We start from the raw sequence: 23,970 nt of genomic DNA, 5'->3' as shown, positions 1-23,970 counted from the left end.
CAGTCGGGAGGTGGACTAGATGCTTCTCGCCGACATCTGGGCGGCGATGTAGTCGGCTTGGCGGATCGCCAGCGACACGATGGTCAAGGTCGGGTTTTCGGCGGCACCCGTCGTGAACTGGCTGCCGTCCGACACGAACAGGTTCTTGATGTCGTGCGTCTGGCCATGCTTGTTGACGACGCCATGCTCCGCCTTCTCGCTCATCCGGTTGGTGCCCAGATTGTGGGTCGAGGGATAGGGCGGCGTCGGGAAGGTGCGCGTCGCACCGACCGCATCGTAAAGCGCTGAAGCCTGCTTATAGGCATGGTTGCGCATCGCCGTGTCGTTCGGGTGATCGTCGAAATGCACGTCGGCGATCGGCATGCCGTGTTCGTCCTTCTCATCGGCATGCAGCGTGATGCGGTTCTCCTCGCGCGGCATGTCCTCGCCGACGATCCACAGGCCTGCCATATGGTCATAGTGATCAAGCGCGGTGGTGAAGGAGCGCCCCCAGCCGCCAGGGTTGAGGAAAGCCGCCATGAACGGCAATCCAAGCGACAGCGTCTCGAACTCGTAGCCGCCGACGAAGCCACGTGACGGATCATGCCGCGCCTCGTCGCGGATGATGCCGGCCATGGTGGTGCCGCGATACATGTGCACCGGTTTGTCGAAGATGGCATAGACCGATCCGGTGGTGTGGCGCATGTAGTTCTTGCCCACCTGCCCTGATGAATTCGCGAGCCCATGCGGAAATTTGCTCGATTGCGAATTGAGCAGCAGGCGCGGGCTTTCGATCGAATTGCCGGCCACCGCGACGATACGGGCCTTCTGCTCCTGCAACTTGCCGTCCTTGTCGGCATAGACGACGCCGGTCACCTTCCCCTTGGCATCATGGTTGATCTTGATCACCATGGCGTTCGGCCGCACTTCGAGGTGGCCTGTCGCTTCGCCCTTGGGGATTTCGGTATAGAGGGTCGACCATTTGGCGCCCCATTTGCAGCCCTGGAAGCAGAAGCCGGTCTGCTGGCAGGAGTTGCGGTCGTCGCGTTCGACCGAGTTGATCGCCATGTTGCCGGTATGGCATTCCTTGTAGCCGAGCCTGTCGGCGCCGGCCTTCAACACCTTGAAATTGTTGTTGCCCGGCAGCCGCGGCCAGTCATTGGTGCCGGTCACGCCCATCTTGGCTTCCGCCTTGGCGTAATAAGGCTCCATCTCGGCCAGCGAAATCGGCCAGTCCAAAAGATTGGCGCCGGCCTGCTTGCCGTAAGTCGACAGCGTCTTGAACTCATGCTCCTGGAAGCGCAGCGACGCGCCGGCCCAGTGCGTGGTTGAGCCGCCGACCGATTTGACGATCCAGGCCGGCAGGTTCGGGAAATCCTTCGCCACACGCCAGTCGCCGGATGTGGTGCGCTTGTCCTTCCAGGCGAGCTGGGCGAACGAATCCCACTCGTCATTGATGAAGTCCTCATATTCGTGGCGGGCGCCCGCCTCGAGGATGACGACATCGATGCCCTTCTGCGCCAGTTCGTTGCCGAGCGTGCCGCCGCCGGCGCCCGAGCCGATGATGACGACCACGCCGTCATTCTTGAGATCAAATTGTGCTGCCATGGTTTCCTCCCATGAGATCGGTCAAAAAGCGGTTACGGACAGAGCGGCTCAGAGCCACTCGATGTCGTTGAAACCGCGCGCGATGTAGCCGCCCTTGGAGTAGGACTCGCCCTCGTAGCCGAAGATCGGCCACACCTCTTTCTGGTTGTAGAGACTGACGACGAGACCACCGCGCACCGCCTGGAAGAAAGGCGTCTTCTCGATCTCGGTGAGCAGCGCCACACGCTGCTCTTCCCAGCCGAGCCCGCGATAACCACCCTTGCCAGCCTTGCTGTCGAGATCGGCGATGCCCTTCTCGATCAGCTCCTTGTGGGCAGGATCCTTGGCGGCTGTCTCGTCATGGCCTTTGACGGCGATAGCGTAATATTTGTCCGGCACCTGGTCGTGCGGATAGATGTCGCGCGCCACTTGGATCAGTGTCGCCATCGTCTCGGGCTTCAGCGCCGAGGTTTCAAGCCCCCAGGCCTGTTCCGGGCTGATGACCGCGCTGCCGGAGATGACGAGCAACGCGCCGATGCTGCCGCGTTTGAGAAGCTCGCGACGTGAAAGTCCAGGCTTTCCGTCATAGATCGTGACCATAGTTTCCTCCCTGCTTGCTGTTCGCACCCTTCGGGTGCCGTTGCTGGCGCCGCGCCGGTGCACGCGGCGGGTTGTCCCCTATTGGAAGCGCCCCCCTCGCTGCAGGACCTCGATCTTGTAGCCGTCGGGGTCCTCGATGAAGAAAAAGCGTGCGATGAGCGACCCGTCGCGGTTGAACTCGACGATCTTCTTCGGATTGAAGCCGAGCGCACCGAGCCGGTCATGTTCGCTGTCGAGATCGGCGACAGAGACGGCCAGGTGGCCATAGCCGTCGCCAAGCGCATAAGGCTCCTGCCGCCCCTTGTTGACGGTGAGCTCAACTTCGAAAGGCGTATCGGTATTGCTGAGATAGATCAGCGTGAAGGTCTCGAAATCCAGCCGCTGGGCAACCTCCAGCCCGAACGCCCTGGTGTAGAAGTCGATGGACCGGGCCTCGTCGATAACCCGGATCATGGTGTGGATTGCCTTCGCCAAATCAGACCCCGCAGCGTTCGTACTTTCGAAGCCGATTATGCGCGCCGGCGAAAAAAGGTGGTGGCAGCCGATTACCACGCATGCGGCTTGAAAATGGCTAGTGTCGCCCAAGATTCCAGGGAGGCCATCGCCATAAGGACGAAAGTCTGATTGCCGTTATCGACGGTCCGGTCGAAGATGAAATCGCAGGCAGTGTTCAAAAGGCGCCGATGGCTCCGTCGACGCCCAAGACCAACAAAAACGGGAGGTACCAATGTGCAGAGTGTTTGCCGCACAGGATCCGGAAGGCTATCGCCAGATCAACCGGTCGATCCGCATTGATGGACATTCGACCAGCATCCAGCTCGAGGCAACGTTCTGGACCTTGCTGGACGAAATCGCCGACAGCCAGGACCTGACGACGCCGAAATTCATCTCGAAGCTGTATGACGAAGCCATCGAGATCAACGGCGAGATACCCAATTTCGCATCCATGCTTCGCACCACCTGCGCGCTCTATCTGCGCGGCCATCGGCCCAGCGTGGACGAGCGAATGGCGTTGAAGCAGGAAGCTGCCTAGGGCCCTTCCCCAGCGATTTCGAGCGCCAGCCGGCTCATATCGGTGAAAAGCGCCTGGCGCTCGGAATAGTCGGCCTGTTCGCCGGTAACCAGATTGTCGACAACGGTCAACAGCGACAACGCCCTCGCGCCGAAATGCGCCGCGATGCGGTAGAGCGCGCTGGTTTCCATGTCCACGGCCAGCGCTCCGAGTGCCCTTGCCTCGGCATATCGAGCGTGCGTTTCAGGATGGTAGAATATGTCGGTGCAGACTGTCAGGCCGGCATGGTGGTCAATGCCGAGTTCGGCTGCCTTGGCCAATGCGCGGGCGAGCAACGCGGGATCCGGACCGGCGTCAGCGTCATAAAGGCCAAAGACCTGGCCACTCTCCTTGTTTTCCGGCCGTGCCGATTGCGAGATCACCAGGCTGCGCAGCTTTACCTCGGCGCTCAGGCCACCGCAGGTCCCGGTGCGGATCAATGTTCGGATGCCATAATCGTCGAGCAATTCGTGGGTATAGATCAGGAACGACGAAACCCCGATACCCGTTGCCTGAATGCTGATGGGCCGGCCGCGATAAAGGCCGGTAAAGCCGAGAGCACCCCGCCTGCGATTGACGCAGCGTGGCGCTTCGAGAAATGTCTTCGCCATCCATTCGGCGCGCTGCGGGTCACCCGGCAACAGCACCGTTTCGGCGTAGTCGCCCTTGCCTGCCTCTATGTGTGGCGTCAATCGCTGCTCCCCCAAGCCCGCCTACCCTCTCGCCCGCAATCATGGCGCTGTCGGGGCGTTGTGCAAGGCAGACCATTGGAGAAAGCTAAATTAGGACTCCAGCATATCCTTAACGATCGTCGCCAGTTGCTTGAGCGAGAACGGCTTCGGCAGGAAGCCGAAATGCGCGTCGGCCGGCAAGTTCCTGGCGAAGGCGTCCTCGGCATAGCCGGACACGAACACGAACTTGATATCCGGCTGGCGCTTGCGCAACTCGCCAAGCAGGGTCGGCCCGTCCATTTCCGGCATGACCACGTCCGAAACGACGATGTCGACCTTGCCGCCCAGGGCTTCGAACACTTCCAGCGCCTCGACGCCCGAGGATGCCTCATGCACCGTATAGCCCCGAGAGGTCAGCGCACGCATGCCGCCCATGCGCACGGCATCCTCGTCCTCGACCAGCAGCACCGTGGCCGACCCCGACAGGTCCTTGGTGCTGTCGACCGGCTTGACCGGCGTGGCACTCGGGGTTTCCCCGAGTTCGGCCGCCTTCTTCGCTTCCGCGATGTGGCGCGGCAGGAAGATGCGGAAGGTCGATCCCTTGCCGACCTCGGAATCGCAGAAAATAAAGCCGCCTGTCTGCTTGATGATGCCGTAGACCATGGACAGGCCAAGGCCGGTGCCCTTGCCGACCTCCTTGGTGGTGAAGAACGGTTCGAAGATCTTCTTCAGCACGTCCGGCGCGATGCCGCTGCCGGTGTCTTCGACCTCGACCACGACATAGTCGGCCGCGGCGAGTTCGCGATAGGAGAAGATCTTGCACTCCTCGGCGGTGACGTTGCGGGTGCGCACGGTGAGATCGCCGCCAGCGGGCATCGCGTCGCGCGCATTGACCGCCAGATTGACCACCACCTGCTCGAACTGGCCGATATCGACCCTGACCGGCCACAGGTCCCGGCCGTGGTCGATCTTCAGCTTGATGTCGTTGCCGACCAGGCGGGCAAGCAGCATCCTGAGATCGGCGAGCACGTCGGTGAGGTTCAGCACTTCCGGCCGCAGCGTCTGCTTGCGCGAGAAGGCCAGCAACTGCCTGACCAGTGAAGCCGCCCGATTGGCGTTCTGCTTGATATTCATGATGTCGGGGAAGGACGGGTCCGACGGCCGGTGATTGGTCAAAAGCAGGTCCGACGCCATGATGATGGCGGTCAGCACATTGTTGAAGTCGTGGGCGATGCCGCCCGCGAGTTGCCCGACCGCCTGCATCTTCTGGCTTTGTGCCATCTGCCCTTCGAGCGCCTTCTGCTCGGTCGTCTCGACGGCGTAGACGATGGCCGATTCCTCTGCGCCCTCGCCGCCGGTGCCGTCGGCGACGGCATTGACGTAGAAACGGATGTGCCGCTCCTCGTTGCCGGGCAGCACGGTGTCGATCGGCTCGATGTCGGCCTGCCGCTGCCGGGCCTTCTCGAATGCCGCGGCAAAGGCCGGCCGCTCTCGCTCGTGGATTACCGTATCGAGCCTCACGCGGCGGTCCACGGCATCCCGGTCGACGACCGAGGAAAACAGCGACAGGAAGGGTGCGTTGGTGCGCAGGATGCGCCCGCTGGCATCGACACCCGCGATCGCCATCGGCGTCGAATTGAAGAAGCGGGTGAAGCGCACTTCCGAGGCGCGCAGATCGGCCGAGGCATCCTCGCCTTGCGTGCGGTTGAGCACGATCGTGCGCGTCGGACCGCCGATGCCTTCGCGGCTGGCCGAAACGCGATGCATGAAGCGCACCGGCAGCGCCTCTCCCGTCATCGTCGTCAAATCAAGATCGATGACCGCGTTGCGCGTCGTGCCGGGGTCGGCCTTGACCGAGCGCACCAAAGCCATGCCGTCGCCGGCAACGATATCCGGCAAGGTGACGGCGCCGGGCGTGAAGCTGGCAAGATCGATGCCCAGCCATTCCGCGAGCGTGGCGTTAATGTAGGTGACGCGACCGTCCTGGTCGGCGGAAAAGAAGCCGGCCGGGGCGTGGTCGAGGTGATCGATGGCCTTCTGCAGGTCGAGGAAGAAACGCTCCTGCTCGGCCCGCTCCTGCGAAATGTCGGCGAGTTGCCAGGCCAGCATCGGCAGGCGCTGGCCCGGAACGTTGAAGGTCCGGGCGCGCGCCCGGTACCAGCGGGCGCCCGCTTCGGCTCCCGGCCGGATCGACTGCGCCAGCCGAAACTCGCCGTCGCCCGGCTGCCCGTCACGCAGGCCGGAGGCCAGCCGGTAAATCGTCACCGAGGCCTCGGGAACATCCGAAAGGAGCCCTTCGACCGTCTTGAGGTCGGCGGCCGAGGACGCTCCGGTCATGTCGGCATAGGCACGGTTGGCGTAGACGACGCGGCCCTTGGTGTCCGTCACCAGCAGGCCCTGCGCCATCGAATCGACGAAAGCCTTGGACAGTTCATCGCCAGTCGAGCGCGGCGTGACTTGTACGAAGCCGATCGCGGTCGCGAACAGAAAGCCGACGCCGATCATCGCCAGCACGCCCAGCATGCCGAGCAGGAAGGGATCGCCTAGGCGCTCGCGGAACAGACCGAAGACGATCGCGGCCCCCGTCAGAACGACGATGAAGATGATGAGCCGGGTGACCGCACCCGGTCGCGTGTTCTGGTCGACGATCGGTACCGGATAGAAATCGCCGCGCGCTTCCTTGGCCATATGCCCCCTGCTCGTGAAGTCCGACGTTCCGACACCCGCCCCTAATGCATGTCGCCCAAAAGTGACTTCGGTTTTGGGAAAACGACATGCACGAAAACAAGGCCCTAGAGCGCCTCGCGTGAATCCGCTTCAGCGCGACCCGCTTTAGCCGGTTGAATCACATTCTCCCAGTCCGGAAAAGGCCCGGGCGGCAAATGTCAGATAAAAATGATACCGGCCGTGTTTCAAGCTGTTCACGATGCGTGAAAGGCAACTTGCGGTGGCCAGCCGCAACGGTCTAGTGTCGCGTCTCTTTCCAAGACCGATCAGGGGAAACCAATGCAGTGGCTGGATAGCGTGGCGGGCCCTGGTTATGCGGCGGCACTCCTGTGGACCTTCGCGGCGCTGATCCTGCTGGTCATCGTGCTCGTCATCATCAGGCTGGTCCGCAACCTGACCTTCGGCACGTTCGTCGCCGGTGGCCGGAACCGTAAGACGCGGCTCGCCGTCATGGACGCCACCGCCGTCGACAGCCATCGTCGGCTGGTGCTGGTGCGCCGCGACGACATCGAACATCTGCTTCTGATCGGCGGTCCGACCGACGTAGTCGTCGAACGCGACATACGCCTTGCCGCGCCGCGCCGTCCAGCGCTGACCGGAGATGGCGGTCTGCAGCCCGTCCCGGCCACCGCGGCCCCGGCGGCAAAACCGCGGCCGCCTCAACCGGCTCCCGCACCGGCACGACCTGCGCCGCAGCCGGCGACCTCGGCGCCGCCTGCCCGCCCGCGCCCGGCAGCGCCACCACCAGCCCCAGCCCCCGCACCGAAACCGGCGCAACCCTATCAATCGACCAACGTCACGCCGCTGCCTGCCTATGGCTCCGCCAACGCCAATGCTGTCAGGCACGCGCCACCGCCACCGCAGAACAGTATCGACGACGCGCTCATGAAGGACCTGGAGGTTTCGCTCGACCAGCCGCGATCCGGTGGTCCGGTTGGCAAACCGGTGGCCAAGGCGCCGCAATCGCTCGACGATGAAATGACCAGGCTTCTGGGCGAACTTTCAAGCCAGAAGAAATGATTGCCGCCTGAGGCGCCCCGCCGGCCGGGTTTTGCTTTCGCTTGCTGCAACGGATTTGTGATACAGCCAACAAAAATGGCCGGAAAACCCGGCCATTTTTGACAATGACTTCACTTGTAACTGCCTTGAGATGCAGTCCAGAAGCAATGCGTCAGTCGTCGCGATAGACTTTTTCGCGGCGCTCATGCCGTTCCTGCGCTTCGATCGACAAGGTGGCTATCGGACGGGCGTCGAGCCGTTTCAGCGCGATCGGCTCGCCGGTTTCCTCGCAATAGCCGTAAGTGCCCTCGTCGATGCGCTGCAGCGCCGAATCGATCTTCGCGATGAGTTTGCGCTGACGGTCGCGAGCCCTGAGCTCGATGGCGCGGTCTGTTTCGGAAGAGGCGCGGTCGGCGAGGTCGGGGTGGTTGGCGTTTTCCTGCTGCAGGATTTCGAGAGTTTCGCGCGCTTCGCGCAATATGTCATTTTTCCAGGTGACGAGCTTCAGGCGGAAGTAGGATTTCTGCCGCTCGTTCATGAACGGCTCGTCTTCGGAGGGTACGTAATCGGCGGTAACGATGTCGTTCATTCGACTCACCCAAACTGCCCCAAATTTGGCGCTTATATATTCGCCGCCCGACGCCTGCACAAGCGCAATCAGTCACCGACTCACGCAATTGTTAAAGTTCCCCCGCGGCACCCATTGGAGCGAGATGTCGCTGATTCGATGGAGAAAGTGCCGCTGATTCTTTGCGCGGAAGAACAAGGGGCCATTGTGCGCGGCGCCCTTCTTGTGGCTAATCGTACCGCGGCTTCGGCATCATCGGAGGTTGGGTGAGCAGGCTCTATCTGTTGCGGCACGCCAAGGCTGGCTGGGCGCTGCCCGGCATGCGCGATTTCGATCGACCGCTTGACGCATCCGGCCGCGCCGATGCCGAGACGATGGGCGCAGCCATGCGCTCGCGTGGCTATGTCCCCGACCTGACATTGTGCTCCAACGCCCGGCGCGCCAAGGAAACGCTCGAAGGGCTGGCCGGCCAGACCGATACCGGCAAGGTCTTGTTTTTCGACACACTCTATAGCGAAGATGCGGCCGGCTATCTCCGCCTCATCCGGGAGCATGGCGGGCCAGGTTCGCTGCTGGTCATCGGTCACAACCCGATGACGGAGGATCTCGCCATGGCGGTCTCGGGCGATGGCGACGAGGCGGCGCGGGCGATGCTCAACCATGGTTTCCCGACCTCGGGCCTGGCTGTCGTGCGTTTCCTGGACAATCTGACGAAAGCAGGCCAGGACACGGGCTATCTCGAAGCGTTCCTGACACCGGCCGATCTCTAACTCCCTGTTTTGGCGCAATTTCCAAGGGAAAGCGCTATGCGCTCTTCCCGGGAAAACCGCTCCACACTTTTCCTGGAATTGCTTCGGCATCGATTTCCGGCGCCATTTCAAAGCCGGGTTCCAGCGCCTATATCGGACGGACCCAAGCCTGAGAGATCACATTTTGGCATCATCGCTGACCACCTTCACCGACGAGGCAAAAATTGCCCTCGATACGCTGTCGGGACGCGCCACCGGGCTTTTTTCTCCGTCGCTACGGCTGGGTGTTACCGGCCTTTCACGCGCCGGCAAGACGGTGTTCATTTCCGCGCTGGTGCACAATCTGATCCACGGCGGACGCCTGCCGCTGTTCGAGGCACAGAAATCCGGGCGTATCGCCCGCGCCTTCCTCGAAGAGCAGCCTGACGACGCCGTGCCGCGCTTCCAGTACGAGGATCATATCGCCGCATTGATCAACGACCGCGCCTGGCCCGATTCCACGCGCGCCATTTCGGAACTGCGGCTGACCATCGAATATGAATCGGCCTCCGGCTGGAGCCGCATGTTCTCTTCAGGCAAACTGTCGGTCGACATCGTCGATTATCCCGGCGAATGGCTGCTCGACCTGCCGCTGCTCGGCAAATCCTTCGCCGATTTTTCACACGAGGCCATGGAGATGGCCACTTTGCCGGTGCGCGAGGATCTTTCGCGGGCCTGGCGGGCGATCTCGGCGGAAATCGACCCGAATGGCGACGCCGATGAGATGACGGCACGCCGCCTCGCCGAAAGCTTCGCGGCCTATCTCAAGGCCTGCAAGCTCGACGAGCGCGCGCTTTCGACCTTGCCGCCCGGCCGTTTCCTGATGCCTGGCGACCTCGAAGGCTCGCCCGCACTGACCTTCGCGCCGCTGGCTGGCCTCGACAGGCGTCCGCGCCCGGGATCGCTGCACGCCATGATGGAAAGGCGCTACGAGGCTTACAAGACGCATGTCGTCAAACCGTTCTTCCGCGAACACATCACCCGCCTCGATCGCCAGATCGTCCTGATCGACGCCATGCAGGCGCTGAACGCCGGCCCCGGCGCCATGGCCGACCTCGAGCGTGCGGTGACCGAGATTCTGAGCTGTTTTCGCCCCGGCCGGGGTAGCTTCCTCACCGACCTGTTTTCGCGGCGCATCGATCGCATCCTGGTCGCCGCGACCAAGGCCGATCACCTGCACCATGAAAGCCATGACCGGTTGCAGGCGATCGTGCGGCGGCTGGCGGACCGTGCCGTGGCACGAGCGAACTTCACCGGCGCCGACGTCGACGTCGTCGCCATGGCGGCGGTGCGCGCGACCCGCGAAGGCACGGTCAAGCAAGGCCGTGAGACGTTGCCTGTCATCATCGGCACGCCGATCGCCGGCGAGAAGATCGACGGTGAAACGTTCGACGGAAAGACCGAAACTGCCATATTTCCCGGTGACTTACCGGAGAAGATTGATGCGGTATTCGACGTCTCCGGACCCGATCACAGGCAGGATTCCACGGACCCGGCAATCCGCTTTGTCCGGTTCCGCCCACCAAAACTCGAACGCACGGCCGAAGGCGTCACGCTGTCTCTGCCGCATATCAGGCTCGACCGTGCCTTGCAGTTCCTGATCGGAGACCATCTGGCATGACCGCGCCCCGCAAACCGGCGGCCTTCCGCATCGAGCCGGAAGCCGCGCCAACACAAGAGGCGTCAAAGACGCGGCAGGCCGAGCCCCCGCGCAAACCCCGCGGGCTGAAGACGGATGTCGCGCTGGTCATACCGGCGGAAGTCGACGTCTTCGACGAACCGGACATCGTGGCCGCGGAACCGCCGCCGGCGGTCGCCCCCAGGAAACGCTCGTTGTTTGGCAGCATCTTCTTCGGCGCCATCGGCGTGCTGGTTTCGCTGGCTGTCGGCCTGTGGACCGACCAGCTGGTTCGCGATCTCTTCGCCCGCGCCGAATGGCTGGGTTGGCTGGCCGCCGGCATGGCGGCGATCGCCGTATTGGCACTCGTGGTGATCCTGATTCGGGAATTCCTGGCGATCGCCCGCCTTGCCGAAGTCGAAAAACTGCAAAAACGCGCGCTCGACGCCATCGCGCGCGACGACCCCAAGGCGGCACGGTCGGTGGTCGACGAGCTTTCGGCTTTCGTCGCGGCCAAGCCCGAGACCGCGGCCGGCCGGCGTGCGCTCGCCGAACTGCGCGGCGAAATCATCGACGGCGGCAATCTGGTGCGCCTGGCCGAAGCGGAAATCCTCGGCCCCCTCGACGCCAGGGCAAAGGTGATGATTCTCGAAGCGGCCAAACGCGTCTCGCTGGTGACGGCGGTCAGCCCGCGCGCGCTCGTCGATGTCGCCTATGTCGTGTTCGAGGCCGGACGCCTCATTCGCCGTCTGTCCGAACTCTATGGCGGACGCCCGGGAACGCTGGGGTTCTTCCGCCTGGCGCGCAGCGTGCTGGCGCATCTGGCGGTCACCGGCTCGATCGCCGTCGGCGACAGTTTCGTCCAGCAGATCGTCGGCCACGGCCTGGCGGCACGGCTTTCGGCCAAGCTTGGCGAGGGCGTCGTCAACGGCATGATGACGGCGCGCATCGGCATCGCGGCGATGGAAACCGCGCGTCCCCTGCCCTTCAGCGCCGCGAAGCGTCCGGGACTGGGCGATTTCCTCTCGGCATTGACATCGTTTGCCGCGAAGAAAGACACCGAAACCACAGGCTCCGGCAAATAGCGTCCTCTTCTTCCTGACGATGAGCGGATTGCCGTTTCGAAGGCCAGCAGTGACGAAGCATTAACCAATCTTCTTCATGGTCGAACCGGTTCCAAACAGCCTCCTTGTTGCCGGGTGTCGTCGATGAAAAGCGTAATTCTGTCCAGCGTCCTGCCCCTGGCCGTTGCGATCACAGCAGTCGTCGGTCTCGCCTCGGAGGCTTCCGCCGCAGAGCCGGACAAGCAGTTCTTCCAGTCGGCCGAAGGCAAATGGGTCGGCCCGGGCGAAATCGTCGCCGGCAAGTACAAGGGCACGAAATTCAACTGCAGCTTCACCGGCTCCACGCCGGACGGCAAGATGGGCATGACTCTGGACGGCGGCTGCCGCGTCGGCATGTTCACCCAGCCGATGTCGGCCAAGATCGAGCGCAAGGGCCGCGATTACAAGGGCTCCTTCATGGGGGGCGCTGACGGTGCGGGCCTGGACATCATCGGCGGCAACGTCGTCGATGCCCGCAAGGTGGTCTTCACCATCAACCGCAATCAGCTCCGCGGCGTCATGCAAGCCCGCATTCCCGACGACAATTCGATGACGGTGACGGTTGCCGTGCGTGTCCAGGACCAACTGGTGCCGGTCATCGGCATGAGCCTGAAGCGCGTCGATACCGTCGAAGTCGGCTCCATCGCGCCGAATTGAGCGCATTGTCGCGCCTGCCCCTAGCACATCCCCAAAAGCAAAGAGGCGGCAGCCCATCGCCACCGCCCCCTCGAACCAGCAAAAAGGCGCTTAGCCCTTGATGGCGGCCGTCACCTCGTCATACGCCTTGCAGGCGTCGGCGAGTGTCGTGGTGCCCTGGTACTTGGTTGTTACTGCCTGGACCTTGGCGGTCAGGTCAGCCGCCTTGGACGGATCCTTGGTGATCGCCTCCTGCAGTGCGGCCGCCATGTCCTGCGCCTTCTTGGTCGCGATCTCGGCCGTGCATTCCGGCGCCTTCGAGCAGGCCGAACCGGCAAGCACCGCCAGGCCGACGGCAACAAGCAAAAACTTCTTCATGTCAGTCATCTCCTCAAAAGGGCGCGACTTGATCGTCGCTCACCCTCCAATGGCCGAAGCCGAGCGTCCTTAGCCTTCGATTGTGGCAACAAGCAACGCGCGCATTGCGTAAACTTGTGTAACGCGTCTGCAATATTGTCCGGGTCGGATTCGGGCTGCTGTGTCAGCGGCGGCAAAGTTCAGTTACGCGGCTGTAGCAGCGCCAAGACGGCTGTCGATGCAGCAAGGATAGCAGTCACAGTCAAAGGCGCCGTAGGGCCGTAGGTGTCCACAACATAGCCGCCGACAACCGCGCCGACGGTGATGGCGACCTGAAAAGAGGCGACCATCAGGCTGCCCGCTGCTTCCAGCGCGTCCGGCGCGGCGCGAGACAAATTTGTCGGCAACACCACCGGCGCCATGCCGAAGGCGAAGCCCCACAGTGTCACGAAGCCAAAGGCAACGCCAATGTGCACGCCCCAAAGCACTAATGACAGCGCCGCAAACGCCATCAATGCGGCGGTAACCACGAGAGCCACGTGGATATTGGCGTCGGCCATGCGGCCACCGGCAATATTTCCGATCACTGCGGCGATGCCAAATCCAAGCAACGCCAGGGCAATTGGCCCGGTGGCAAGGAGCGTCACATGTTCGAGAAAGGGACGCACATAGACCGAGCCGGCAAAATGCCCCGTCATCAGCAAAAGGATGGCAAGCATACCAAGTTGAATGCCACGCCGCCGTGTCAGCCGAAGGACGTCCGCAAGACTATTGCTTGCCGTTGCAGGCAAAGACGGCATGCTAAGCAACTGCAGTAGCATGGCCAGCAAGGCCAACCCTGCCGTCATGGCCATGGCGCTGCGCCAACCCAGCCAGTCGCTGATCAACGCGCCCATCGACGGTGCGGCAATGGTGGCGAGCGAGACGCCGAGGGTGACGATAGCCATGCCCCGACCTGTCGCACTGGCGCCAACCAGCCTGGCCACGACGGCGACCGAAAGCGCCCAGAAAGCGCTGAGAGCGATCCCCAGTCCGGCCCGACCCAGCAACAGCAGCCAGAAATTGGGCGCCAGCGCCGCAAGAATATTGGAAGCAACCGCTAGGGCCATAAGGCCGACCAGCACCGTCTTGCGGTTCAATCGACCGATGAGGACATTGCTCAACATGGCCGTCACGGCGCCGACTGAAGCGGTGGCGGTGACGACCTGTCCGGCCGTTCCCTCGCTGATGCCGAGATCGCGCGCCATTGGCGTCAACAAACCTGCCGGCAGGAATTCGGCTGAGACCAGGGCAAAGCTGGTGGCGGCCAATGAAATGACTGCGAACCAGGTGGTTGCGCTCCACGCGGCCGGCGCATCGGCATCAACGCCTATCGCCGCGTCTTCAAGTTGTAATGTTGTGTCAGTCACTGAAATATCTCCAAGGTTTGGAGATCTTCATAAACGAGTCTTTTCGGATTATATGTACCTCAAAATCCGAAATCCATGCCTATTCGTCCGGGAATTGTGCGACGCACAACGCCTGGCGAGACATTGGTGATGCGCTTGAAGGCGCGAGCGAAGGATGCCTCGGAATCATAGCCCAAGCGAGTAGCAACCTCGGCCACCGACAAACCGTTTTGCCCCAACAACTCGCGGGCAAGCTGCATGCGCAAACGGGCGAGATAGCGTGCAGCACCCTCTCCCAATACAGCGCTGAAGCGCTCGGCGAAAATCGAGCGCGATTGGCCTGCCAGGCTGGCGAGGCTTTCGAGCGTCCAGTTATGGCCGGGGTCTCTGTGCATGGCTGCCAGAGCGCGGCCAATATGGGGGTCGCGGATGGCAGCGAGCCAACCGGTGGTCGAAGCTCCCGTGCAATTGACCCAGCAGCGAATGAGCCGGGCTGTCAGCAAGTCCGCCATGCGCGACAAGATGGTGGCGCTGCCCATCTGCGGTTGCGCGGCCTCCACGGTCATGGCCGCCAGCAGAGGGCCCACGACCGGGTCATTGCCGGCCACGTCGCAACCCTTGATGATGGGCGGCATCAGCGTGATCAATGGATTTAACGCACAGGCGCCCAAGGCCATTGAGCCGCAGAAAAGGGTGCTTGTCGCGCCCGTACCTTCCCGTACGACTTCGCAGACGTTGCTCCCCAACTTGGTCACCCGGCAATCATCGAGCGAGCCGCCTGCAACGTCCGGCGCGCTGGCCAGCCGATGGGCGATGCCTTGCGGCAGCAGCACCAGATCGCCATCGCGCAACTCCTGCCATCCCTGCGCTTCGGTGTGGATCCAGCATGGACCCTGACCGACAAAGTGAAAACGAAGCAGCGATTGTTGCGGGAATTCTATGCTCCAGGGATGTTGGAGCTCGCAGCGGCCATAATTGACGCCACTCAAGCGAAAGTCTTGTAGGATTTCGCTGAGCGCATCCATCGGGATATCTGGCGGAGACGGCCGGGACGAATGGTTAATCATCCTACCGATATATATACCATTCGTCCGGTAGGCAAGCGGAGACCGTTGTTCCACCAGGGGAAACGCTTCGACGGCACCCTACCCGTCCTGGCAGGCTCCCCGCCCTTGCCTCCCGCTCCAACTGCATGCAAGGAGTGCTGTCGGACATAGGGAGACTTAGGGACAAGAGGCATGGCAGCGGAAACATCAGGCAGCGATCTCATTCAGGTGGTGGCGCTGCTTGCCGCTGGGGTTGTCGCCGTCCCCATCTTCAAGCGCATGGGCCTCGGCTCCATCCTAGGCTATCTGGCCGCCGGCGTGGTGATCGGCCCGTTTGGTCTTCGCATCTTTTCCGAATCGGGCGCCATCCTCCACGTCGCCGAACTCGGCGTCGTCATGTTCCTGTTCATCATCGGGCTGGAAATGCAGCCGTCGCGGCTTTGGGGCCTGCGGCGCGAAATCTTCGGGCTCGGTGCGCTCCAGGTCGGGGTCTGCGCGGTCCTGTTGACCGGCGTGGGAATGGCCGGTGGTTTTCCGGTCTCGCAATCCTTCGTCGCCGGGGCTGGTTTCGTGCTGACCTCGACGGCGATCGTGATGCAACTTCTCGAGGAACGCGGCGAAATCGCCTCGCCGAAAGGCCAGCGCATCGTCTCCATCCTGTTGCTGGAAGATCTGGCCATCGTGCCGCTGCTGGCCCTGATCGCGTTCCTGGCGCCGGGCGGCGCCGACACTAGTCTTTCGGAAAGGCTGACCGAGGTCGGCATCGGCCTTGCCGCGATCGTCGGACTGGTGCTGGCGGGGCGCTATCTGCTCAACCCGTTCTTCCGCATCCTGGCGGATGCCCGTGCCCGTGAGGTGATGACGGCCGCGGCACTGCTGGTGGTGCTTGGATCGGCGCTCGCCATGCAGCTCAGCGGCCTGTCGATGGCGATGGGCGCCTTCCTGGCCGGCGTGCTTCTGTCCGAATCGACCTTCCGCCATCAACTGGAAGCAGACATCGAGCCGTTCCGCGGCATCCTGCTCGGCCTGTTCTTCCTTGCGGTCGGCATGTCGCTCGACCTGCATGTGGTCGCCGCGAACTGGAAGCTGATCGCGGTCTATGTCGTCGCCTACATGGTCATGAAGGCGCTTGGCATCTACATCGTCGCCCGCATCCTCAAGACCGGCCATCGTGAAGCGTTGGAACGCGCGGTCTTCATGGCGCAAGGCGGCGAATTCGCCTTCGTCCTCTACTCCGCCGCCGCTGCCGTCGGCATCATCGACAACCAGGCCAACGCGACGCTGACGGCGATCGTCATCATCTCCATGGTGCTGACACCGCTGGCGATCATCGCCTTGCGCTATGTCACCCCGCGCGACGAGCAGTCGCTCGACGGCGTCGATGTCGCCGACGGACTGACCGGCAGCGTGCTGATCATCGGTTTCGGCCGCTTCGGCCAGATCGCCAGCCAGCCGCTGCTGCTGCGCGGCATCGATGTGTCGATCATCGACAACGATGTCGAGATGATCCAGGCGGCGGCGGATTTCGGCTTCAAGGTCTATTATGGCGACGGCACCCGGCTGGATATCCTGCACGCGGCCGGCGCCGGCCGGGCGCGCGCCGTGCTGATCTGCGTCGACAAGGCCGATGCGGCCGTTCGCATCGCCCAGTTGATCAAGGCCGAATTTCCGCTGCTCACCGTGCTTGCCCGGGCTTTCGACCGCGGCACCGCGCTGCAGCTCATTCGCGCCGGCGTCGACTATCAGCTGCGCGAGACCTTCGAATCGGCACTGGTTTTCGGCGGCTCGGCCTTGGAATCGCTTGGCGTTGATCCCGAAGACGTGGCGGAAACGATCGAGGACGTCAGGCGTCGTGACACCGACCGTTTCGAAACCCAGCTCGCCGAAGGCATTCGCGCCGGCCAGCGCTTCCTGCGGGGCAATATCGGCACGCCGATTCCGACACCGCTCTCCACGCCGCGCCGCCCCGGTCAGGCCCTCAACGAGGAGACGGCCGGCGTTCTGCACAAATCCGAAACAGCCGATTGAACCAAGGAATCATGCATGGAATTGGACAGCAGAGCCCTGTCGGTCACCAAATTCTGGCGCGACGCCGGCGAGGATGCATGGTTTGAGAAGAGCGACGCTTTCGATGCCGATTTCCGCGATCGCTTTCTTGATTTGCACTACGCCGCCGCGCGGCGTGAATGCGACGCCTGGTCGGACCATGCCGAAGGTTCGTTGGCGCTGATGATCCTGCTCGACCAGTTTCCGCGCAATTGCTTTCGCGGCACCGGCCACATGTATGCCACCGACCCGCTGGCGAAGCATTTTGCTCAAAAAGCGGTCGCTGCCGGGCATGACCTCGCGCTGGAACCGGAAGTCCGCGTGTTCCTGTATTTGCCGTTCGAACATGCCGAAAACCTTGCCGACCAGGACATTTCGGTCGAGCTGCACACCGCCAGGGCCGAGTTCAACCTGAAATACGCACTGGAGCATCGCGACATCATCAAGCGCTTCGGGCGGTTTCCGCATCGCAACAGGATGCTTGGCCGCGAGACGACACCACAGGAGCAGGCGTTTCTCGACGAAGGCGGATTTTCCGGCTGATCGTTACGTCAGCCACCAATCCCGGCCGGACGGCAATCGCTCGATTCCGGCGGCGTCGACGGCGCCGAGCCGTTCCGATACGCTTCGCCCGCCGACGGCAAGATCCGGCGCGATTTCGGCCAGCGGCGCCAGCACGAAGGCGCGCTCCAGCATGCGTGGGTGCGGCACTTCCAGACCGGTCTCATGGATGACGCGGTCACCGAACACCAGAATGTCGATATCGATCAGGCGCGGCCCCCAGCGCTCCTCGCGCACCCGCTTCAGTTTCCGCTCGGCGTCGAGGCAGAGGTCAAGCAGCGCCCGCGGCGAGAGCCGGGTCGACAGTTCGGCAGCGGCGTTGAGGAAATCCGGCTGATCGAGCTTGCCCCAGGGCGGCGTGCGGTAGAGCGACGAAACGGCGGTGACGCGCGTTTCCGCATCGGCGTCGAGAATGCGCAGCGCCGCCGCCATCGAGGCCGCCGGATCGCCCAGATTGCCGCCGAGGCTGAGGTAGACGGTGTTACTCGGGCCAGACAACGGTCACCTCGACATAATCGAGCACGCCAGGCACCGGCGCGTTCGGCTTGCGCACGGTGATTTCGGCCCTTTTGATCTGCGGAAACCGCTCCGTCAGCGCCTTTGCCACTTCCATGGCCAGGGCCTCGATCAGGAAACGCCGTTCGCCGGTGATGATCTTCTCGATCACCGTGAAGGCAATGCCGTAGTTGACGGTTTCCTCGATGGCGTCGTCGACAAGCGCGCGCCCGGGTTCGACCGACAGCACCGCGTCGACATAGAAACGCTGGCCGAGCGCCTCCTCCTCGTCGAGCACGCCATGCCGGGCAAAGAAGGCGCAGTTCTTCAGGCGGATGACATACATGGCTCAGCGTTCCGATACGGCGGTTTCAAGCGCCAGCATAGCATCCGCCACGGCAAGCACGTCCACGTTGATTGCGACATCATGGACGCGAAACAGATGCGCGCCCTTGAGCCTGAGAATGACGCTGGTCGCCGCCGTTCCGGCAGCCCGGTCTGCCGCATCGCGGCCGGTAACGGTGCCGATGAAGCGTTTTCGCGAGGTGCCTGCCATCAGCGGAAAGCCTAGCGCATGGAGCTCGGAAAACCGCGCCATCAGCTCGAGATTTTCCTGCGCCGTCTCCTTGGCGAAGCCGAAACCGGGATCGAGCACGATGCGATCATCGGCAATGCCGTTGCGGCGGGCGACCTCCAGCGATCTCTCCAGGAACGCAAACTGGTCTGCGATCACGTCGGGCAGCTTCTCGCGATCCCGCCCGGTATGCATGATGATGAGCCCGGCTCCGGTTTCGGCGGCGACCCGCGCGATGTCGGGCTCGCGCTGCAGGCCCCAGACATCGTTGACGATATGCGCGCCGGCAGCCACGGCCAGCCGCGCGGTTTCGGCGCGATAGGTGTCGACCGAAATCAGCACATCACCGGAGCGCGCCAACGCCTCGATCACCGGCAGGATACGTGCCTGTTCCTCGCTGGCCGAGATCGCGGCGGCGCCCGGCCGGGTCGATTCTCCACCGACATCGATGATCCGTGCCCCTTCCCCGATCATGCGGCGCGCCTGGGCCAGCGCCGCTTCGGGCGCATCGAACAGTCCGCCGTCGGAAAAGCTGTCGGGGGTGACGTTGAGGACGCCGACGACCACGGCCTTGCCGCCAAGGTCGAGATGACGTCCATGCGCCAGCTGCCATCGCCTCGCCGTCATTGCTCATCAACCATGGGCTCATCAACGATGTGTGATCCGCAAAGGAGCAATTCCGTTGCGCCGGCAACGGCCGTAAAGCAAGGTGGGTAAAGAGGCAATATGATGAAACGATCCCTGCTTTGCGCGCTGCTGCTTGCCATGACCGCTGTTCCGGCGGGCGCGGCCAATCTCGTCAAGACATACAGCTACTTTTCCATTGGCGGCAGCACGCTCGAAGACATCGAGAAGCAGCTCTCCAAACACGGGCCGCAGGTCAAAAGCACGGGCTCGCGCCACCCCGGCGCCACCCAGATGGCCTTCACCACCCGTATCAGCTACGCCACGCAGGCTGGCTCCTGCCGGATCGCCGACGCCGCCGTGACGGTCAAGGTCAAGGTGATCCTTCCGGAATGGCGCCGCCCGCGCAAGGCGGATCCCGACGTGAAGCTGTTCTGGGACACGCTGTCGGCCGACATCAAGCGCCATGAAGAACGCCATGTCGAGATCGCCAAGAACTATGGCCGCGAGCTGGAAAACGCGCTGAAAGCGACCTACCCGCGGACGGATTGCGCTACGGCCAAGGCCAAGGCGGCCGAGATCACCGCCGCCATTCTCGCCAGGCACGACCGCGCCCAGGTGCAGTTCGATCGCGTCGAGAGCGTCAATTTCGAAAGCCGTATCCTGCGGCTCATGCGCTATCGCATCCAGCGCATCGAGAACGGTCGGCTGCCGCCGCCGGCCTGAATTTCATCGGCGCGCGCGATGGCGCCGACGCAAGCCAACCGGGCCGAAGCGTAGTGCCAGCGTCGAAAAATTTTCGAACGGCAGTCGAAATCGGCCTAAACGGAACGACATATCACGGGTTGGCAAGGCGCAACCCTCAAGGCACGAGCACCACGACCGATCGCGCGGCGAACGCATCAAGCAAGCCCAATCGTCGACCCGGATCGCGCGCAAAGCATATGGATAATACTATGGACCAGGCTGTCGACAAGCAGACCATGGCGGCCGACGCCACGCCGCTGACCGAAAGCGAGAAGAACGCCATCATCGGCGGCGTTCTTCTGTCCATGCTGTTAGCGGCGCTCGACCAGACCATTATCGCACCCGCCATGCCGACCATCGCGCGAGCACTCGGCCACGCCGAGTATCTCCCCTGGATGGTCACTGGCTATCTCCTGACCGCCACCGCCGTGGCACCGCTCTACGGCAAGATTTCCGACGTCTATGGCCGCCGCCCTACCGTTTACGCAGCGATCCTCATCTTCCTCGCCGGATCGCTGGTCAGCGCCATGGCCCCCAACATGTTCGTGCTGGTGATAGGGCGCGCGATCCAGGGTGCGGGCGGCGGCGGCCTGTTTGCGCTGGCGCAAACCGTGATCGGCGACCTCGTGCCGCCGCGCGAACGCGCACGCTACGCGGCCTGGGTCTCTGGCACCTGGGCCGTCGCCAGCATTGCAGGGCCACTGCTGGGCGGCACCTTTGCCGAGCATCTGCACTGGTCGCTGATCTTCTGGATCAACATTCCGCTTGGGCTGGTGGCCATGGCCATCATCAACAAGCCACTGAAGAAGCTGCCGATCGCGGCCAAACATCACCGTATCGACGGGTTGGGCGCCGTGCTTCTGGTTATCGCCACGGCACTTCTGCTTCTGGCGCTCAACTGGGGCGGCAGCACCTATCCCTGGTTTTCGGGCGAAATTCTCGGCCTGGTGACCGGGTCGGCCGTGTTCTGGGCCCTGTTCGCACTGAGGCTGCTGAGGGCCGCCGAACCGTTGATCTCGCTTGAAGTGTTGGGCAACCCGATCGTGCTCGCCGGTGCGCTGTCGATGTTCCTGCTGCAGGCCGCCAATATCGGCGCTTCGGTCTACCTGCCGGTCTATCTACAAACCGTGATCGGGCTCTCCGTCAGTGAATCGGGACTGGCCATGCTCGGCCTTTTGCTCGGCACGGTCGCCGGTGCCGCCTCCAGCGGCCGTCTGATCCCCCGCTTCGTGCACTACAAGCGTATCGCCATGATCGGCATCGCTTTGGCCATTGTCAGCATCGGCGTGCTTAGTGCCATTGCCGGACACGCCTCGCTGCTCGAGGTCGAGATCCTGACCACCCTGATCGGCCTGGGCAGCGGAACGACATTCCCCGTCGCGACCGTCTCTGTCCAGAACGCCGTCGATCGAACCCATCTCGGGGTCGCGACCGGCGTGCTGACCTTCTTGCGCACACTGGGTGGCGCGCTGGGCGTCGCCCTGCTCGGTGCGGTGGCGCTGGGCTATGGCCTGCCGCTCTCCGCCGAGGGCTCGCAGACACATATCCAGCTGACGTCAGCCTTGCCGTTCGTGATGATCTTCATCACCGCCGGCATCACCCTGGGGCTGGCGCTTGTCGCTATGATGCTGATGCCGGAAAAGGCGCTGCGCGGACGCGACGAGGCTGTCGCGCCCGTCATCGCGGAATAGAAGCGCTCTTTACTCCACCACGCCGAGCTTCTTCTGCAGGCTGGTCGACGAGGTTGTGTACTGGAACACGATCCGCTCACCGGGGCTGACGATGCGCTTGGCGGCCTGCGCCATAAGCGCCACCTCATGAAAACCTGACAGGATCAGCTTCAGCTTGCCCGGATACCAGTTGATGTCGCCGACGGCAAAAATGCCGGGCACCGAGGTCTGGAACTTCTCGGTGTCGACCGGGATCAGGTTCTCGTGGAGATTGAGCCCCCATTCCGCGATCGGCCCGAGCTTCATGGTCAGGCCGAAGAAGGGCAGCATGCGGGTGCATGGCACTTCGATATCACCTTCCGGACCACCCTTGATGGTGGCCGATGACAGCTGGCCGTCGGCGCCGGTCAGGCCGGTCACCTGCCCGACCCTGAATGCCAGCTGCTTCATCTCCTGCATGGCATACATTTTGTTGACGCTGTCGGGCGCCGCGCGGAATTCAGGGCGCCGATGAACGAGCGTCACGCTCTTGGCCACCGGCTGCAGGTTGAGCGTCCAGTCGAGCGCCGAATCGCCGCCACCGACGATGACAAGGTCGTGGCCGCGAAAATCCTCGATCCGGCGCACCGAATAGAAGACGCTCTTGCCCTCATAGGGCTCGATGCCCGGGATCGGCGGGCGTTTCGGCTGGAACGAGCCGCCGCCGGCGGCGATCACCACCACCTTTGCCTCGAACACCTCGTTCTCGTCCGTGATGACGCGAAAGCCGCCGTCCTCCAGTTTCTCGAGGCTGGAGACCATGCGGTTGTAGGTGAAGTCAGGCTTGAACGGATGGATCTGCTCGAGCAGCTTGTCGACCAGCCCTTGCGCCGAAATCGAAGGCCAGCCGGGAATGTCGTAGATCGGCTTTTCCGGATAGAGTTCCGCGCATTGGCCGCCGGGTTTGTCGAGGATATCGATCAGGTGGCATTTCATGTCGAACAGGCCGAGCTCGAACACGGCGAACAGGCCAACAGGCCCTGCCCCGACAATGAGAACGTCTGTGCTGATGATCCCGGTCATGCGCCCTGCCTCGTTGCTGGATGGCGTGAGACTGCATGACCACCGGCCCGCTGCCAAGCGGCAGTGGGAAAAATCCGCTTTTCAGCCCTGGCGCTCGGGTACCCGCACCACCAGGCCGTCGAGCGCGTCGCGCACCTTGATCTGGCAGGACAGCCGCGAGTTCGGCTGGACGTCGTAGGCGAAGTCCAGCATGTCCTCTTCCATCGCTTCCGGCTCGCCCACTTCCGCCGTCCAGGCCTCGTCGACATAGACATGGCAGGTGGCGCAGGCGCAGGCGCCGCCGCACTCCGCCTCGATCCCCGGCACGGCGTTGCGGATGGCGTTTTCCATGACCGTCGAGCCGTTTTCGGCGTCCACGTCGAATTGTGTGCCGTCATGGGCGATGAAGGTCAGCTTGGTCATTTGTCACCTGAAGGGAGTTTCCGCCGAGATAATCACTCCCGCAGACAAGTCAACTGCCGTGCGAAAGCGCCTCTCGGTGACGTTTTTCCACAAACCGGGTCAGCGATTGATGGCGGCGATGAAATCACGCACTTCGTCGATCAGTTTGCCGAGCCGCTTGAGGGCCTGGCCGTCTTCCGGCTGCCGCTCGATCTCAGTGGCACAATCGGCGATCGCAAAGGCGCCGACGCCGCGAGCAGACCCTTTCAACCCATGCGCCAGCAGAAGCCGGTCCTTGAGATCGGCATCGACTATTTTGTCGCGTACCGACAGCGCGTGCTGTACAAACAGCGCCAGCACCTCTTGCTCGAGGGCGCGGTCGCCCATCGTTTGCCGGGCAAGGTGTGCCAAATCGACCGGTCGGGACTGTCTGGTTCCCGAGACGTCGCCTCCGGGCATTGAAAAGGCAATGCCGCTTTCGCCACGCATGAACTCGAACTCCGTTTTCTTCGGCCGCCTGAAAAACTAGGCGAATCCAATGGACAACGGGTTAATGGATGGCCCGGAAAAATGTTGCGAAAACGGCGCCCGGATCACGGTTGCGTTAACCTTATATTTAAAGTTTTACGTATCCCGCGGAATGCATGTTTTCTTTACCCCCCTGTGTCATTACGATACGAAGGTCCATTTTC

General features: G+C 62.9%; 25 protein-coding genes. 10 read left to right on the top strand and 15 right to left on the bottom strand.

Annotation, left to right across the window (positions count from 1 at the left end; genetic code table 11):
- Positions 1-15: 15 nt before the first annotated feature.
- From JG747_RS20205 to JG747_RS20195, 3 genes are all read right to left on the bottom strand, one after another.
- The gene (locus JG747_RS20205) at positions 16-1,587 is read right to left on the bottom strand and encodes a GMC family oxidoreductase (RefSeq protein WP_202359888.1); all 1,572 of its coding nucleotides are present in this window, start codon (positions 1,585-1,587) and stop codon (positions 16-18) included.
- Between the two features lie 48 nt (positions 1,588-1,635).
- Positions 1,636-2,166: a twin-arginine translocation pathway signal gene (locus JG747_RS20200; RefSeq protein ID WP_019858314.1), complete on the bottom strand. Its 531-nt coding sequence runs from the start codon at positions 2,164-2,166 to the stop codon at positions 1,636-1,638.
- Between the two features lie 78 nt (positions 2,167-2,244).
- Entirely contained in the window at positions 2,245-2,640 is a 396-nt protein-coding gene (locus tag JG747_RS20195; RefSeq protein ID WP_064985659.1) for a VOC family protein, read from the bottom strand.
- 253 nt (positions 2,641-2,893) lie between these two features.
- On the opposite strand from JG747_RS20195, the gene JG747_RS20190 reads away from it, so the two are divergent.
- Positions 2,894-3,199, top strand: coding sequence for a ribbon-helix-helix domain-containing protein (locus JG747_RS20190; protein ID WP_038646966.1), 306 nt, complete (start codon positions 2,894-2,896; stop codon positions 3,197-3,199).
- Here the strand turns inward: JG747_RS20190 and JG747_RS20185 are convergent.
- Positions 3,196-3,909 (bottom strand): purine-nucleoside phosphorylase, encoded by a 714-nt coding sequence (locus JG747_RS20185; protein ID WP_202359887.1) that lies wholly within the window; start codon positions 3,907-3,909, stop codon positions 3,196-3,198. The two genes, JG747_RS20190 and JG747_RS20185, sit on opposite strands and share 4 nt — an antisense overlap.
- A 90-nt stretch (positions 3,910-3,999) precedes the next feature.
- Positions 4,000-6,576, bottom strand: a complete 2,577-nt coding sequence (gene cckA, locus JG747_RS20180) for a cell cycle histidine kinase CckA (protein WP_019858318.1) — start codon at positions 6,574-6,576, stop codon at positions 4,000-4,002.
- A gap of 318 nt (positions 6,577-6,894) precedes the next feature.
- Between cckA and JG747_RS20175 the strand changes: the two genes are divergently transcribed.
- Complete coding sequence (locus JG747_RS20175) at positions 6,895-7,635, top strand: flagellar biosynthetic protein FliO (protein ID WP_064985664.1); 741 nt, start codon at positions 6,895-6,897, stop codon at positions 7,633-7,635.
- A 151-nt stretch (positions 7,636-7,786) separates the two neighbouring features.
- On the opposite strand, the gene dksA is transcribed toward JG747_RS20175, so the two are convergent.
- Positions 7,787-8,203 (bottom strand): RNA polymerase-binding protein DksA, encoded by a 417-nt coding sequence (dksA, locus tag JG747_RS20170; protein WP_010909647.1) that lies wholly within the window; start codon positions 8,201-8,203, stop codon positions 7,787-7,789.
- Positions 8,204-8,448: 245 nt separating this feature from the next.
- On the opposite strand from dksA, the gene JG747_RS20165 reads away from it, so the two are divergent.
- From JG747_RS20165 to JG747_RS20150, 4 genes are all read left to right on the top strand, one after another.
- On the top strand, positions 8,449-8,952 hold the full coding sequence (locus JG747_RS20165; protein ID WP_019858321.1) for a SixA phosphatase family protein: 504 nt from the start codon (positions 8,449-8,451) through the stop codon (positions 8,950-8,952).
- Positions 8,953-9,115: 163 nt separating this feature from the next.
- A complete protein-coding gene (locus JG747_RS20160) occupies positions 9,116-10,591 on the top strand; it encodes a YcjX family protein (RefSeq protein ID WP_019858323.1) in 1,476 nt (491 codons plus the stop codon).
- Positions 10,588-11,673 (top strand): YcjF family protein, encoded by a 1,086-nt coding sequence (locus tag JG747_RS20155; protein WP_019858325.1) that lies wholly within the window; start codon positions 10,588-10,590, stop codon positions 11,671-11,673. Before JG747_RS20160 ends, JG747_RS20155 begins: the two co-directional genes overlap by 4 nt.
- A gap of 123 nt (positions 11,674-11,796) precedes the next feature.
- Positions 11,797-12,348: a hypothetical protein gene (locus tag JG747_RS20150; protein ID WP_027046871.1), complete on the top strand. Its 552-nt coding sequence runs from the start codon at positions 11,797-11,799 to the stop codon at positions 12,346-12,348.
- A gap of 90 nt (positions 12,349-12,438) precedes the next feature.
- On the opposite strand, the gene JG747_RS20145 is transcribed toward JG747_RS20150, so the two are convergent.
- The 3 genes from JG747_RS20145 to JG747_RS20135 form a co-directional block, all read right to left on the bottom strand.
- Positions 12,439-12,705, bottom strand: coding sequence for a hypothetical protein (locus tag JG747_RS20145; RefSeq protein WP_019858327.1), 267 nt, complete (start codon positions 12,703-12,705; stop codon positions 12,439-12,441).
- A gap of 179 nt (positions 12,706-12,884) precedes the next feature.
- Entirely contained in the window at positions 12,885-14,093 is a 1,209-nt protein-coding gene (locus JG747_RS20140; RefSeq protein WP_019858328.1) for an MFS transporter, read from the bottom strand.
- A 59-nt stretch (positions 14,094-14,152) separates the two neighbouring features.
- Positions 14,153-15,139, bottom strand: a complete 987-nt coding sequence (locus tag JG747_RS20135; protein WP_202359886.1) for an AraC family transcriptional regulator — start codon at positions 15,137-15,139, stop codon at positions 14,153-14,155.
- Positions 15,140-15,310: 171 nt separating this feature from the next.
- Here JG747_RS20135 and JG747_RS20130 point away from each other — a divergent pair, with 171 nt between their 5' ends.
- Complete coding sequence (locus tag JG747_RS20130) at positions 15,311-17,146, top strand: monovalent cation:proton antiporter-2 (CPA2) family protein (RefSeq protein WP_064985672.1); 1,836 nt, start codon at positions 15,311-15,313, stop codon at positions 17,144-17,146.
- 15 nt (positions 17,147-17,161) lie between these two features.
- Positions 17,162-17,707 (top strand): DUF924 family protein, encoded by a 546-nt coding sequence (locus tag JG747_RS20125; RefSeq protein WP_064985674.1) that lies wholly within the window; start codon positions 17,162-17,164, stop codon positions 17,705-17,707.
- 3 nt (positions 17,708-17,710) lie between these two features.
- Here the strand turns inward: JG747_RS20125 and folK are convergent, their stop codons facing one another.
- Genes folK through folP form a run of 3 tightly spaced genes read right to left on the bottom strand, consistent with a single transcriptional unit; the run spans position 17,711 to position 19,421 of the window.
- Positions 17,711-18,223 (bottom strand): 2-amino-4-hydroxy-6-hydroxymethyldihydropteridine diphosphokinase, encoded by a 513-nt coding sequence (folK, locus tag JG747_RS20120; protein WP_064985675.1) that lies wholly within the window; start codon positions 18,221-18,223, stop codon positions 17,711-17,713.
- A complete protein-coding gene (folB, locus tag JG747_RS20115) occupies positions 18,207-18,566 on the bottom strand; it encodes a dihydroneopterin aldolase (RefSeq protein ID WP_027044656.1) in 360 nt (119 codons plus the stop codon). Before folB ends, folK begins: the two co-directional genes overlap by 17 nt.
- Positions 18,567-18,569: 3 nt before the next feature.
- Entirely contained in the window at positions 18,570-19,421 is an 852-nt protein-coding gene (gene folP / locus JG747_RS20110; RefSeq protein WP_202359885.1) for a dihydropteroate synthase, read from the bottom strand.
- Positions 19,422-19,520: 99 nt separating this feature from the next.
- On the opposite strand from folP, the gene JG747_RS20105 reads away from it, so the two are divergent.
- Positions 19,521-20,144, top strand: a complete 624-nt coding sequence (locus JG747_RS20105) for a DUF922 domain-containing Zn-dependent protease (RefSeq protein WP_019858337.1) — start codon at positions 19,521-19,523, stop codon at positions 20,142-20,144.
- Between the two features lie 230 nt (positions 20,145-20,374).
- Positions 20,375-21,856: an MDR family MFS transporter gene (locus JG747_RS20100; RefSeq protein WP_027046872.1), complete on the top strand. Its 1,482-nt coding sequence runs from the start codon at positions 20,375-20,377 to the stop codon at positions 21,854-21,856.
- Positions 21,857-21,865: 9 nt separating this feature from the next.
- Here the strand turns inward: JG747_RS20100 and JG747_RS20095 are convergent, their stop codons facing one another.
- The 3 genes from JG747_RS20095 to JG747_RS20085 all read right to left on the bottom strand — a co-directional run bounded on the left by JG747_RS20095 (position 21,866) and on the right by JG747_RS20085 (position 23,767).
- On the bottom strand, positions 21,866-22,897 hold the full coding sequence (locus JG747_RS20095) for an NAD(P)/FAD-dependent oxidoreductase (RefSeq protein ID WP_019858339.1): 1,032 nt from the start codon (positions 22,895-22,897) through the stop codon (positions 21,866-21,868).
- Between the two features lie 81 nt (positions 22,898-22,978).
- Complete coding sequence (locus JG747_RS20090) at positions 22,979-23,299, bottom strand: 2Fe-2S iron-sulfur cluster-binding protein (RefSeq protein WP_010909663.1); 321 nt, start codon at positions 23,297-23,299, stop codon at positions 22,979-22,981.
- 99 nt (positions 23,300-23,398) lie between these two features.
- Positions 23,399-23,767 carry an Hpt domain-containing protein gene (locus JG747_RS20085; protein ID WP_202359884.1) on the bottom strand — a complete coding sequence of 123 codons (369 nt, stop codon included), beginning with the start codon at positions 23,765-23,767 and terminating at the stop codon, positions 23,399-23,401.
- Positions 23,768-23,970: the final 203 nt, after the last annotated feature.

The organism is Mesorhizobium sp. 131-3-5 (genome assembly GCF_016756575.1).
Taxonomy (GTDB): Bacteria; Pseudomonadota; Alphaproteobacteria; order Rhizobiales; family Rhizobiaceae; genus Mesorhizobium; species Mesorhizobium jarvisii.
Note: the sequence above shows the minus strand (reverse complement) of the source record. Positions and strands in the feature narration are given on the sequence as shown.

Bases quoted from the DNA above. Each gene is read 5' to 3' on its own strand.
- JG747_RS20205 (WP_202359888.1), bottom strand. From the start codon at position 1,587: ATGGCAGCACAATTTGATCTCAAGAATGACGGCGTGGTCGTCATCATC.
- JG747_RS20200 (WP_019858314.1), bottom strand. From the start codon at position 2,166: ATGGTCACGATCTATGACGGAAAGCCTGGACTTTCACGTCGCGAGCTT.
- JG747_RS20190 (WP_038646966.1), top strand. From the start codon at position 2,894: ATGTGCAGAGTGTTTGCCGCACAGGATCCGGAAGGCTATCGCCAGATC.
- cckA (WP_019858318.1), bottom strand. From the start codon at position 6,576: ATGGCCAAGGAAGCGCGCGGCGATTTCTATCCGGTACCGATCGTCGAC.
- JG747_RS20175 (WP_064985664.1), top strand. From the start codon at position 6,895: ATGCAGTGGCTGGATAGCGTGGCGGGCCCTGGTTATGCGGCGGCACTC.
- dksA (WP_010909647.1), bottom strand. From the start codon at position 8,203: ATGAACGACATCGTTACCGCCGATTACGTACCCTCCGAAGACGAGCCG.
- JG747_RS20155 (WP_019858325.1), top strand. From the start codon at position 10,588: ATGACCGCGCCCCGCAAACCGGCGGCCTTCCGCATCGAGCCGGAAGCC.
- JG747_RS20150 (WP_027046871.1), top strand. From the start codon at position 11,797: ATGAAAAGCGTAATTCTGTCCAGCGTCCTGCCCCTGGCCGTTGCGATC.
- JG747_RS20145 (WP_019858327.1), bottom strand. From the start codon at position 12,705: ATGAAGAAGTTTTTGCTTGTTGCCGTCGGCCTGGCGGTGCTTGCCGGT.
- JG747_RS20135 (WP_202359886.1), bottom strand. From the start codon at position 15,139: ATGATTAACCATTCGTCCCGGCCGTCTCCGCCAGATATCCCGATGGAT.
- JG747_RS20130 (WP_064985672.1), top strand. From the start codon at position 15,311: ATGGCAGCGGAAACATCAGGCAGCGATCTCATTCAGGTGGTGGCGCTG.
- JG747_RS20125 (WP_064985674.1), top strand. From the start codon at position 17,162: ATGGAATTGGACAGCAGAGCCCTGTCGGTCACCAAATTCTGGCGCGAC.
- folB (WP_027044656.1), bottom strand. From the start codon at position 18,566: ATGTATGTCATCCGCCTGAAGAACTGCGCCTTCTTTGCCCGGCATGGC.
- folP (WP_202359885.1), bottom strand. From the start codon at position 19,421: ATGACGGCGAGGCGATGGCAGCTGGCGCATGGACGTCATCTCGACCTT.
- JG747_RS20105 (WP_019858337.1), top strand. From the start codon at position 19,521: ATGATGAAACGATCCCTGCTTTGCGCGCTGCTGCTTGCCATGACCGCT.
- JG747_RS20100 (WP_027046872.1), top strand. From the start codon at position 20,375: ATGGACCAGGCTGTCGACAAGCAGACCATGGCGGCCGACGCCACGCCG.
- JG747_RS20095 (WP_019858339.1), bottom strand. From the start codon at position 22,897: ATGACCGGGATCATCAGCACAGACGTTCTCATTGTCGGGGCAGGGCCT.
- JG747_RS20090 (WP_010909663.1), bottom strand. From the start codon at position 23,299: ATGACCAAGCTGACCTTCATCGCCCATGACGGCACACAATTCGACGTG.
- JG747_RS20085 (WP_202359884.1), bottom strand. From the start codon at position 23,767: ATGCGTGGCGAAAGCGGCATTGCCTTTTCAATGCCCGGAGGCGACGTC.